Origin of the sequence: Bacillus sp. ISL-4 (assembly GCF_018613275.1) — a bacterium.
Lineage (GTDB): Bacteria > Bacillota > Bacilli > Bacillales > DSM-1321 > Peribacillus > Peribacillus simplex_E.
The window spans coordinates 30,863-42,276 of sequence record NZ_JAGGQN010000023.1 but is presented as its reverse complement, the minus strand read 5'-3'; the positions used below and the strand labels follow the sequence as shown (position 1 = coordinate 42,276).

Annotated in this window: 10 protein-coding genes and 3 pseudogenes; 8 read left to right on the top strand and 5 right to left on the bottom strand. The window is 38.3% G+C overall.

The window, feature by feature from the left end; genetic code table 11:
* Positions 1-87 precede the first annotated feature (87 nt).
* Positions 88-282, top strand: coding sequence for a DUF6366 family protein (locus J7J00_RS17275; RefSeq protein WP_214792667.1), 195 nt, complete (start codon positions 88-90; stop codon positions 280-282).
* Between the two features lie 445 nt (positions 283-727).
* Here J7J00_RS17275 and J7J00_RS17270 read toward each other — a convergent pair.
* Positions 728-2,007 (bottom strand): annotated as a pseudogene (locus J7J00_RS17270) (IS110 family RNA-guided transposase).
* A 359-nt stretch (positions 2,008-2,366) separates the two neighbouring features.
* On the opposite strand from J7J00_RS17270, the pseudogene J7J00_RS17265 reads away from it, so the two are divergent.
* A pseudogene (locus J7J00_RS17265) lies at positions 2,367-3,566 on the top strand (IS110 family RNA-guided transposase).
* A 295-nt stretch (positions 3,567-3,861) separates the two neighbouring features.
* Here J7J00_RS17265 and J7J00_RS28920 read toward each other — a convergent pair.
* On the bottom strand, positions 3,862-4,029 hold the full coding sequence (locus tag J7J00_RS28920) for a helix-turn-helix domain-containing protein (protein WP_214792664.1): 168 nt from the start codon (positions 4,027-4,029) through the stop codon (positions 3,862-3,864).
* A 14-nt stretch (positions 4,030-4,043) separates the two neighbouring features.
* Here J7J00_RS28920 and J7J00_RS17255 point away from each other — a divergent pair, with 14 nt between their 5' ends.
* A complete protein-coding gene (locus J7J00_RS17255) occupies positions 4,044-4,241 on the top strand; it encodes an IDEAL domain-containing protein (RefSeq protein WP_148359007.1) in 198 nt (65 codons plus the stop codon).
* Between the two features lie 293 nt (positions 4,242-4,534).
* On the opposite strand, the pseudogene J7J00_RS28915 reads toward J7J00_RS17255, so the two are convergent.
* A pseudogene (locus tag J7J00_RS28915) lies at positions 4,535-4,663 on the bottom strand (winged helix-turn-helix transcriptional regulator); the annotation flags it as partial.
* Between the two features lie 63 nt (positions 4,664-4,726).
* On the opposite strand from J7J00_RS28915, the gene J7J00_RS17250 reads away from it, so the two are divergent.
* From J7J00_RS17250 to J7J00_RS17230, 5 genes are all read left to right on the top strand, one after another.
* Complete coding sequence (locus tag J7J00_RS17250) at positions 4,727-5,371, top strand: YczE/YyaS/YitT family protein (protein WP_214792661.1); 645 nt, start codon at positions 4,727-4,729, stop codon at positions 5,369-5,371.
* A gap of 435 nt (positions 5,372-5,806) precedes the next feature.
* On the top strand, positions 5,807-6,616 hold the full coding sequence (locus J7J00_RS17245; RefSeq protein WP_309487195.1) for a nucleoside hydrolase: 810 nt from the start codon (positions 5,807-5,809) through the stop codon (positions 6,614-6,616).
* Between the two features lie 456 nt (positions 6,617-7,072).
* Positions 7,073-7,309 carry a hypothetical protein gene (locus tag J7J00_RS17240; protein ID WP_214792679.1) on the top strand — a complete coding sequence of 79 codons (237 nt, stop codon included), beginning with the start codon at positions 7,073-7,075 and terminating at the stop codon, positions 7,307-7,309.
* Between the two features lie 343 nt (positions 7,310-7,652).
* Complete coding sequence (locus J7J00_RS17235) at positions 7,653-8,282, top strand: NAD(P)H-binding protein (protein ID WP_214792658.1); 630 nt, start codon at positions 7,653-7,655, stop codon at positions 8,280-8,282.
* 39 nt (positions 8,283-8,321) lie between these two features.
* Positions 8,322-9,938 carry an FMN-binding glutamate synthase family protein gene (locus J7J00_RS17230; protein ID WP_214792654.1) on the top strand — a complete coding sequence of 539 codons (1,617 nt, stop codon included), beginning with the start codon at positions 8,322-8,324 and terminating at the stop codon, positions 9,936-9,938.
* Between the two features lie 686 nt (positions 9,939-10,624).
* Here the strand turns inward: J7J00_RS17230 and J7J00_RS17225 are convergent.
* Positions 10,625-10,864 (bottom strand): hypothetical protein, encoded by a 240-nt coding sequence (locus J7J00_RS17225; RefSeq protein ID WP_214792650.1) that lies wholly within the window; start codon positions 10,862-10,864, stop codon positions 10,625-10,627.
* Between the two features lie 376 nt (positions 10,865-11,240).
* On the bottom strand, positions 11,241-11,381 hold the full coding sequence (locus tag J7J00_RS17220; RefSeq protein ID WP_214792647.1) for a universal stress protein: 141 nt from the start codon (positions 11,379-11,381) through the stop codon (positions 11,241-11,243).
* Between the last annotated feature and the right edge of the window lie 33 nt (positions 11,382-11,414).

Here is an 11,414-nt window from a genome sequence, read left to right as displayed (position 1 = left end):
AACGGGGCAGGATAGTTCAACAAGGATAATGGTTATTTGTGGTAAAATCTAAAAGGGATGATCGTTTAATTTACAGGGGGTGTACAAATGAGTGAAGATAAAGAAACTCCTGAAAGAAGAAGAGAAAAATTAAGACAAGAAGAATTGAAAAGAAATCCTTCTAGTAGTGTTCACGGTGGAGGTCTTGCTGATTTAGTTGGTAGCTTAGGTTGGAAAGGTACGGGAATTCTTATTCTTGTAATCATAATTGGCTTTATTATTGTATCAATCTTCTTCAAGTAACGGATGCTTGAGTTTAACAAGGGGGGGCTGCGGCAGCCTTTTCCTTAATGAACTCCCTCAGTTTAATAGATAATGCTCACGAATACTCGCTTATTCGCAGGATTTCAAACCACATGGTATAGGTTGCTTTAGATGAACGAAAGAGATAGGACCGTTTTGATAAGATGAGGGCAGATTGAAATAGGGGATCTATTAGAAATCCCATATTATTACATATACTGCACGCATTTTCCAGGCTGCCCTTGGAGGTTTTCCCTCCCATGTCTCAACGGGTCATATTCATATGCCCTTTCATTCCTTCGTCACGCCTATCCAAGGGGTGGAAGCCGGTTTTGCTAACGGAACGGGTCATTGCCCTTTTGTTCATTACATCCAGTACTCGTGCTTTCTTTGAATTCCTACGAATAAGCCAATGCTCGTGAATGACAATATCAAAAGGTAAGTTTCATGCTGCTTCTGGAGTGATCGGGTAAACTTTTTCTGGGGAATAGTCAGATCCACTTCTGGCCATTCCCACTAAAACTCTGGCGATTTTACCGCATAACTTCATGACAGACTTCATTTTCTTTGTTTTTTTCACCTTAACATTTGTGGCGTGAATGGCTTGGAACTCTGGGTTATTCATAATCAGACTCATCGTCGCAAGAAATAGGAAACGTCTAAGTCGGGACCTACCACGTTTGGATAATACAATTTGACCTTTCCATTTTCCAGAGCTTGCCTCGGAAAGGTGCAGTCCTGCGTGACGTAATAAAGCATTGCCATGAGCGAAACCACTTAAATCACCCGATTCTCCAAGAATACCAGCCAGTGTAATCGTGCTAATTCCTTTAATCGCTAGTATTTTTTCAGCATAAGGAATTTTCATGAGTATGTTTGTGACTTCCTGTTCAACTGCTTCAAGTTGGACGGTCGCAAGAGCGTATTCCTCAAGCAATTGCTTCAAATGAAGTTTATAAGCATCAAGAGCTTTTTTTTGTACCAACCGATTTGTTCGCTAAGTCGATCAGTGAATGAGCCTTTGGAACACCTGCATGTCTTTTCATCACTGATTTCCATCCCATAATGATATCTTGAGGCTGTAACGAACGTAGTTCGAATGGAATGGGAAATAAGCGAAGGGTTGCGATAGCTCCCTTAGCTGTTACATCTTTGAAGACTTGTCGTAGTTCAGGAAAGACGATATCTACCCAGCGATTTATTTGGTTGATTGAGCTGACAAGCCGTTTAACGATCATGTCCCTGTTAGACATAAGGACTCGAAGTTTTTCTATGGATTCTGGGCAATGATGAATCAATGTATAATAGCCATTTTTCACTACATCAGCGATGACGAGAGCGTCCTTTTTATCGCTCTTAGATTGGGTATTATCTCGGTTCTCTTTATTCCTTTTAACAAGGTGCGGATTTACGGTAACAACTTCAATGTTTTGTTCAAATAACCATTTTGATAGATTTAACCAGTAATGACCGGTAGGTTCCATGCCCACGATGGCAGTGTCTAAACGGTTTATTCGTTTAAGTTCTTTGATCAAACTTAGAAATTTATTAAACCCCTCATCGTTATTTTCAAAGGTTAGAGGATGACCGACCACAATTCCTCGATAGTTAACTGCTCGAGCAACATGAAATTGTTGTGCAATATCAATTCCTACAACAAGATGACGATTCGTGATTCTTTCAATTAGTTGATTTTGTTTGTTTGTTTTGCATTTTAAAGTTCATAGTAGAGCTTCCTCCTTAAGATGAGTTTTGGTTTGTGTGTACTCTCATCATACTGAGGGGCTCTGTTTTTTTCAAAGCCGATATTTAACGCTCTACAGGAATGCTAACGGGTGCGTTCGTATTATAAGGTTAGCCAGTTTTTACTGGTTGACCTTTTTTTAATAGAATCTATTATATCAGTAGCCAGGGTAGGACGTACGGGTGCGTGGGACTTGATCCCGTGAACTAAACTGTCCGCCCCCTACTTGTAGAAACATGTTTGAGGCTGGTTGGGACGTAGATCTCGTATAACAAGCGAAGCTATGACACTACATGGAGGACTAGGGGTACTGGTTAATAAGTAGAGGAGGAAAAAAACAATGAATCCAGTTGTTGGTCTGGATGTGGCAAAAGGAGAGAGCCAAGTTCAGGCATTTTTAGATCAATCTAAACCGTATGGGAAGAGTTTTTCAATGAAGCATATCAAAGAGGAACTAGATCATTTTTTAGACTTTCTAAAAGAAATTGAAGAGGTGACAGGGCAGATGCCTATGGTCAGTTTAGAATCTACAGGGCATTACCATACTCCTGTTATTCAATACTTGGAGGAACAAGGAGTTCTATATATCTTACTAAATCCGATTATTTCTTATCAGGCAAAGAAGTCTAGTTTACGAAAGGTAAAAACAGACGCAATCGATGCGTACCAGTTGTGTGTGCTGTATTACAAAGAGGATTTTGAATCTCATAAAATTAGAGGAATTCGGCTTTTAGACCTTCGGAATTTGTCAAGACAACAGGAAATCGTAACGAACATGTATGTGGAAGCTAAACTTCAGTTTCACACCATTTTAGATCAACTGTTTCCTGAATACCGAAAGGTTTTTGGCGATTTATTTTCAAAGGTTTCAATTGATGTTAAAGGAATACCCTACTTCAGAGGCTGTATTAAAAGCCGGGGAAAGTAAACTAGCAGAGAGTGTAATGGAGTTCTGTACTAGCAGATCGGGTGAATGGGCATGGGAAAAAGCAAAAAAAATAATGGATTCCGCATCTCGAAATCCATTTCAAAAAAACGTGTATGAAAGTCATGTAATCAATCTTCGTATGTATATTGAGTTGTTTTTTCATTACCAGGGACACCTTTCTGATTTGGAAGATCGTATAGTAGCCCTGGCAAATGAAATGGAAGAATATAAGATCATCCAATCGATTCCCGGTATAGGAGAAAAAATCGTAGCCACGATTATCTCTGAAATTGGTGAAATCGATCGGTTTAATCATCCGAAAAAACTGGTTGCCTTCGCTGGAGTAGATCCAAGTGTTCACTCTTCGGGTGAGTTTACGGCAACCATTAATCGTATTACTAAAAGAGGTTCGAGCAGACTAGGTCATTCTCTGTATCTTGCCGTACTTTGCGGCATAAGAAGTTCAAGGAACAAAAAGCTTAAAACATTCTATGATAAGAAAAAATCAGAAGGAAAACCTGCAAAGTGTCAATCGTTACCTGTATGAATAAGTTGCTTTATTGGATTTATGCTTTATTAAACAGAAAAGAAACGTTCCTAGATTTAGCCTGATTAACGGTTTTGTGAAACAGAGAAAAATCCTTCCAAAAGGGTTTTGGAGGGTTATTTGGCATGGCCAAAAATAGTATATCATAAGGAAAATGAAATTTTTAGAGAAAGATATTGACATCCTATTAGCTGGTTAGATGGATAACAAAGGTCATAACATATTAGTCATATATAATATGTTATGACCTTTAATTTATAAATCTTTTTTTAATTTAGGTCTTGATAATAATAGGGATGTAGGCTTTTATATGTACTTTGTAACTCTAACACAACTACACAATAGTACAATTACACAAATTCATATTTTCTTTCTTATATTATAGATAGTCATTCTTGTTACACCTGTTTTTTCACTTATGTTTTTCACTGATTCATTTTCATTGAGCAAACGGATTATTTCATTGGAACTACTCGGGTTATTATTTGAATAATCTGAAAACTCAAGGTATAATAAAAAAAAGGTCAAGGAGTTGGTTTCCTATGGAAAAGAATTTGGCTAATACACCACCACAACCTGAAATAAACGTCAAGGATTCTGAATTTGCTGAAATGGTGATAAACAAAGCCCTTCTTAATTTCCGAAAAGAGCAAATCCGAAAAGAGATTGACCAGTCATTACAGGATCAAAACAAAGAAGAATTCCTCCGATTAACAGAGGAATTGAAAAACATTTCTTAAAATGTTGTTTATAAAATGAACTTAACACATTTGTAACTTTAAGAAGTACGTCAAAACGCCAATCCCATATCTATAAGGGATTGGCGTTTATTTGATTTCTCTTCTTTCTCTAAGAGTGTTATTCAATTATCTGGCCCGATGGCTGAACAAAATTAATAAAGCACACATTTCATAAATAATATTATTTGTTCCAAAACTCATGATTAATAAAACTAATCTTTATGTAGAATTTATAGTTACTTCTCAGTCAAAAAGTAAGGGCGATAGAGTTTTGCCCTAAAGGTTTATATCCAGTATTCTACTTTTGGAGGGACTTTTTAAATATACTTCTCTGTGATTATTTGGTCTTCTTCAAATTCTCTCACCTGTCGTGTCAGTATTGCTTTTGAAATACCGGGTAACAACATTTGAATTTTGATAAATCATCTTGTTCTTTTAGTTATCTTCATCTAAAGTATATGAATATAAGATGAAGAGGTGAAGAGATGGCATTTCGGCTATTACGGTATTTTATTTTTTTTCTTGGTTTAACTTTCTTTGGATTAGGGAATGCAATTGCGGTAAATGTTCAATCCTTGGGGCTGCATCCATGGGAGGTATTAAACGTCGCCCTGTTCCAGCGGTTCGGGTTCACGATTGGGACGTGGAGTGTCATATGTGGTTTAGTACTTGTGCTGATCGCCTTCGTAGTTGATAGGAAGTATATTAGTATTGGTACCTTTCTAAATGCCTTGTCAATAGGTCCAATTATGGATTTTTTCTTGCATCTCAACATTCTTCCTCATGAAACGGAGCAATTATGGTTGAATCTACTCATCTTGTTGATGGGTATCATCATATCCGGCATTGGCGGAGGAATCTATGTGGCTGCGGGAATCGGGGCAGGTCCTCGGGATGGTTTCATGCTTTCCGTTTCGGAAAAAACCGGGTTATCGGTCAGTCGGGCAAGAATCGTTGTCGAGAGCCTCATCTTGATTATCGGGTTCATCCTAGGCGGTCCAGTGTTTATTATGACGTTTGCATATACCTTTATTCAAAGCCCGATCTTTCAGTTTTCCATGAAGCTGATGCGTTCCTATATCGCTGGTCTGGAGCGAAAGCAAAAGGGACAATTTGAGATTCCATTATAAATTGGAAGGAGGATGCCCTTTACGGTCAACATCCTTTTCGTGCTCTTAATCCACTCAAAATGTAAATTTGGGCATACAAAAATAGACCCAGAAAAACGCTTTTATAAAAAAGGCTAAGCCTTCTTAGTTGAGCAATCAAAATAGTTAGGTAGATTAGTTAAGAACAAATACCTATCTTCGTGAATAATAAAGGCTTGGCTGGCGCAACGACCAGATAAGAAATCATCAAAGATTTTATGTAGAATAAACTGCCAGTGGGGAAAAGCATCAAATATGGATAGAAAATCGATCGGGCTTCGACTTAACCTGCATATAAAAAATCACTAATGCGGTGTGGTACATTGGATCAGCCCCCCCTGCATTTGGAGTTTATTTCATTTTAGTCAATAGTTAAACAGAACAACCTTTGGAAAAAATGGAGGTTGTTTTTATGTAATCAAAAATAACAGATCCCAGATAAAAGCATTAAAAATTTGTGATTTAGTTTCACTAACGGATGTTGTTGTTTCAAAAGGGGCAAGTGAGCCACTGATTAGAGTACGTGAAACTGCACCTGGTATTCATGGTGATTCAGGTTTGGATGGTCCAGAATTTCCCGATCCATCTCGTAGCTGGAGTGAGGAGCATGGAGCGGATACAATCTTAAGACTGATAAAAGAGTCAAATGAGCCTGTAACAATTCTTCCAACTGGACCACTAACAAATATTGCGATAGCTTTATCGAAAGCACCAGAAATTAAGGATCATATTGAAGAGATAGTTCTAATGGGTGGAGGAACATTTGGTAATTGGACCCCAACTGCTGAATTTAATATTTGGGCTGATCCAGAAGCTGCAAAAAAAGTATTTGATAGTGGTATTCCAATAGTAGTTATGGGACTAGATATAACACACCAAGCCTTAGCAACACAAGAAGTTATCGATCAAGTGGACAAAATTGATAACAATGTTGCTAAGGTAGTTGGTGAATTATTAGTGTTTTTTGCATCAACCTATAAAGCAATGTTTGGTTTTGATGGAGCACCGGTACACGATGTATTAACTGTTGCATATTGCATTGCACCAGGGTTGTTTAAGATGAAAGATGTAAATATTACAGTGGAAACTAAAGGGGAGTTTACTGCAGGAACAACGTTAATCAATCTACATGGGGTTACTGGTAGAAAAGTTAATGCTAAGTTTGGATTAGAACTTGATGTAGAAGGTTTTTGGGACCTAATGATCGAAGCACTTAAAAAATACTAGCTCAACCAAGGTAACTTTATTTAAATTCGTTTTGAACTAAAGCTATGGAATCTCCAAAAGGCCGCCAATTGGCGGCCTTTTGTAATTATGATTCTTTATTTTTGTAGATTTGAGTTTAAGTTGAAAAAATCCCTCGGATAATGGGAAAGGTTACTTATACAAAGAATTACTTAAACAAAAGAAGAAGGCTATTGAAAGATGAACTAACGTACGAAAAATTGGGATCATCCACAGGACAACGGGATTGGAAATCCCAGAGAATTCCATTTTTTTACTTATCTATAAATAAAAGAAGCATTTTAACATTTTAGTTTATTTGCTTATTTTCGTCCTTATATAGTGACATACTTATAAAGATTTGATATGTGTTCATCTCTACATATTAAATAGAGGTTTTTTAAATATTTGAAATTTACAGTCAATTGTAGTTGAAGGGACGTACAATCCTAAAAGGGAGTGCTATCCGAAATCAATCTCAAAAAGAGTATTGTAGAATCCGGTATGCTTGACGATTTAGATAATATATTTGGCATTCAACTGCTGCCAATGGATTCAGCAGGGGTTGTTGGTTATCACGCAGGATTAACCATCTTCGAAAATGGAACTTTTAAGAGTGCGCCAATAAGATTCAGCAAAAACTTCTATGAAAATGGCGAATTCCTTCCATTATATATACTCTCCAAACACATCTGATTTTCACAAATGGATCGCATAGACTTCCTTTTTGAAATTTTCTCCAACTTTATTTCTGCAGTGGAAAGCTGCTCATGACCCAGACTCTTCAAAATCTGATAGACATCAACTTCACCCAAGTGAGAAATAATGGAAAAGTCGTATCTGGAGGTATGAGGACCAATGAAGAACATAAGATGGTGTACTTTAGAAACAAATAAAGTGTAAACAAGAAAAGAAAATCAGTTGAAATAATAATGAACAGGGATCGTTAAATTAAATGATACGGCAGAAGAAGCTTAATTGTTTCATTAAACTTTAAAGTGGTAAATAAATATTATGAAACTAGCAGGGAGGTATTAAAATGAGAGTACTAGTAATAGGAACAGAGGATATGACCGGAGAGCACGTTGTAAAACAGCTAGCAGACAGGTACCATAACCCGGTAGCACTGGTGGGATCCGAAAATAAAGTAGAGGAAATGGTTAAACTTGGAGCATCAGATGTGGTTTCTTTGGAAAATAGGGATTTTCCCAGTGCTTTTTCGGGCTGTGAAGCAATAATCTACTTGGGTAACGCCAGCCCTCGGACTGGGGAGGGCAAACCAATACTGGTTGACCATCAGTCAGTAATAGACTCATTTGATGCTGCTAAGAAACATGGGGTGAAGCGCTTTATCCTGATGAGCGGCATGCGAGCAAATGAAATGGAGAGCCGAGATGCTTGTACAATCGGTGTCAAGTACCACTCAGAGGAGCTATTAAGACAGGAAAAGTTTACATATACGGTTATACGGACAAGCATGCCTGTTGATAAGCCGGGAATAGGTAAGGTAGAAGCTGGATCATCACTCGTGCATGACAAAGGCGAGATTCCAAAAGAGGATATTGCTTCGGTATTGGTCGAAGCGCTGGATACTAAAGAAGTATTTAATAAAACGTTCAATGTAACTTCTGGAGAAATTTTGATTCATGAAGCACTCAAAAGATTATAGATAGCTCGATTAACCAAATATGAAGCAAAGGGTGATAGTATGTCTAAGTTGAAAAAATACCTTCCTACAGTTTTAAAAGGATCTGCCGTTTTAGGGACAGCTGCGGCCGCAGCGTACTTTTACCGTAAGGATGACACACAAAAACAACACTCAATCCTGAGGAATTTCCCCCTAATCGGCAGAATTAGATACATGACAGAGCAAATAGGACCTGAACTTAGGCAGTATTTATTTGAAAATAATAATGAAGGCACCCCTTTCTCAAGAAAGGAATTCGAGGATGTTGTAAAAGCAGGTAAATATAAGGAGCGGCTAATCGGATTTGGATCGGAACGTGACTTCAATGAAGCTGGATACTATATTCGAAATAGCATGTTTCCCAATCTCCGGGAAGAATTGAGAATAGATAATAGCCAAAAAATCAATACAAAGGTATATGAAGTAGGTGAAGAAGGACTATTGACCCGAAAGGAGAAGCGGGAAGACAGACAAATAGAACCGTACTTTTTACGAGATGAGGACGCTGTCATCATCGGAGAGGATACATGCCGGTACCCCTTTAAATTAAAAGGGCTCGTAGGACAATCTGCAATGAGCTACGGTGCACTCGGCGAGAATGCCATCACGGCATTGTCTAGAGGATTAGGGCTTGCAGGAGGAACATGGATGAATACTGGTGAAGGCGGTCTGTCCAAATACCATCTCTCCGGAAATCCTGACATCATGATGCAGATCGGTCCTGGCTTGTTTGGAGTACGGACACCAGGTGGGGAGTTCTCCTGGGAAGAATTCAAGAAGAAAAGTGAAATCGAGCAAGTTAAGGCATTTGAAATTAAGCTGGCACAAGGTGCCAAAATCAGAGGTGGGCACATTGAAGGACAAAAAGTGACAGAAGAAATTGCTCAAATCCGCCTGGTAGAGCCTGGCCAAACGATCAACAGCCCTAACCGGTTCTATGAATTCAAGAATTTTAAAGAATTGTTCGAATTTGTGGAAAGAATGAGGGAGGTATGCGGAAAGCCTATCGGTATCAAAATTGTTGTGGGGGATCTTGATGAACTTGAGGAAATGACGAAAACCATGAGAGATACAGGTAAAGGGCCGGATTTTATCACAGTGGATGGCGGAGAAGGCGGAACAGGGGCTACCTATCAGGAGCTTGCAGATGCAGTCGGACTCCCAATTATGTCAGCATTGCCACTTGTAGATGAGATGTTAAAAAAATATGGTGTACGTAACAGGGTCAAGCTGATTGCATCCGGCAAGCTGACTTCTCCAGATAAAGTGGCTATCGCTTTAGCGATGGGGGCAGATTTAGTCAATATTGCCCGCGGTTTTATGATTAGCGTTGGCTGCATCATGGCTGAAATCTGCCATACGAACCACTGCCCCGCCGGCGTAGCCACGACTGATTCAAAGTTGCAGGAAGGGCTAGTTATTGAGGAAAAACAATACCGAGTCGCCAATTACGTGACCTCCCTCCGTGAGGGGCTGTTTAACCTTGCAGCGGCCGCAGGTATTGATACCCCGACCAAATTTGAACGAAAACACATCGTTCACAAGGATGAATGGGGAAGAGTTTCCCCTGTCCGGGACATCACCCTCACTCCCGAAAAAGTAGAGAAGTTAAGAGATAAGGAAAAAGTGGAGAAATAGATGGTTGTTTATAAATAGAGATTGAAGAAAAACGAAATAGCTTTGTGGGATTTTATTTTTATTATAGGGAAACCATCTATCGGAATTCATGAATTCCGCTATTGTGGTAAATGAAAGATAGAATTCGGCTTATTCGGTGGGATAGTTTCATGCCCCTAAATGTTGTCTATCTCTGTTATTAGTTGCCTGGTGCAGGGGGAGTTTTATTGTCCTGGTAAGTTACAAAGTGATAAACACATTCAAATGGGCTTAGTACAGCATCCCAGTGCCCTTGTATCAGCCTATAAAGTTGGTACGGGGTCAATTTTGCTTTATGGCTGCTTGCTACTAATATCATATATCTTAATGAAACCAGTGAAAAAAAGAGAAATCAAACAGTCTAATACCGATAAACTAAGAGTTACTCTCTTAGTTTATCGGACTTTTTTAAAAAAAGGCACATCCCATTAGCAGTTACATCAAAATAAACCCCTTGAGAGCCAATGGGTTTATCTTTCACTTTTATTGTTTATGTAATTTTTTTCAGCTAAAAAAGGAATTTTCTCTAAGTCCTCTTCCGATATCGGACCGCCTACGCCAGATACTATGACAGCGACACATGCCATCCAATCTATTGTTATTATAACAGGAAAACGCTTACATTTCCGAAAATTACTAGAAAAAAATTGGACTTCTTATTCTACGATTTAGCGTTGCATGGTTGTTTCTCTTAGTAGTTTCTCATCTTCAATTATCCGGGAACCCTTATCATGTAGGTATTCAAATGAGATCCCCCCTCTTAATGCTGCTTGTTCTATTAATTTAATTTCATGATACATGGCATCAGACAAGATCCCTTTTTCAATGTTCTTATTTATTTCAAAATAAAACCCAGCCAATAGTCCTAACGGTAATTTATCGTAAAGGGAACTTTTTTCTTTTACCATAAGTCATCTCCTCATTCGACAATACAAAAAATTAGCAAACATTGAAAGATTTTTTTTGTAAAAAAACATAATTGATTTAAAGGGAAGCTTCCAAGGAACACTCTGAATTTAACCAATTTAGGGGTTTGTATGTGAAAAAGGGGACAAAGAGCGCACTTAACATGATTTATGAAGTACTATTTTTACCTCGTAAGAAGCTTAACAGTTTCATAAAATAGGGGTTTACTTCTATGTACTGTATCCGGTATTGGCCCCACCTACGCCATATACTATGACGGCCACGCATGCCATCCAACCTATTATCATCATAAAAGAAAGCGCTTACATTGTCAAGGGTTAAATTGGGTCTGGAGGTATTTCCTATGATACCTTTTCATTAGGGGTATTTTATACTGTCTAACTTTTCAGATACAACCTTTTTGACTAATTTAGCTGCATGATGAAGGGCATGAGACGAAGTCGTTGAGCCATCAAATGCTACTAAGATTTTTTTATAAAATACATATCTTCTTTTCATGTGTAGTTTACCTAGGCAACTCTCCCTTATTGT

What these genes read in the sequence shown, in the direction of transcription:
- J7J00_RS17275 (WP_214792667.1), top strand. Translation starts at nt 88, where the DNA reads ATGAGTGAAGATAAAGAAACTCCTGAAAGAAGAAGAGAAAAATTAAGA.
- J7J00_RS17255 (WP_148359007.1), top strand. Translation starts at nt 4,044, where the DNA reads ATGGAAAAGAATTTGGCTAATACACCACCACAACCTGAAATAAACGTC.
- J7J00_RS17250 (WP_214792661.1), top strand. Translation starts at nt 4,727, where the DNA reads ATGGCATTTCGGCTATTACGGTATTTTATTTTTTTTCTTGGTTTAACT.
- J7J00_RS17235 (WP_214792658.1), top strand. Translation starts at nt 7,653, where the DNA reads ATGAGAGTACTAGTAATAGGAACAGAGGATATGACCGGAGAGCACGTT.
- J7J00_RS17230 (WP_214792654.1), top strand. Translation starts at nt 8,322, where the DNA reads ATGTCTAAGTTGAAAAAATACCTTCCTACAGTTTTAAAAGGATCTGCC.
- J7J00_RS17225 (WP_214792650.1), bottom strand. Translation starts at nt 10,864, where the DNA reads ATGGTAAAAGAAAAAAGTTCCCTTTACGATAAATTACCGTTAGGACTA.
- J7J00_RS17220 (WP_214792647.1), bottom strand. Translation starts at nt 11,381, where the DNA reads ATGAAAAGAAGATATGTATTTTATAAAAAAATCTTAGTAGCATTTGAT.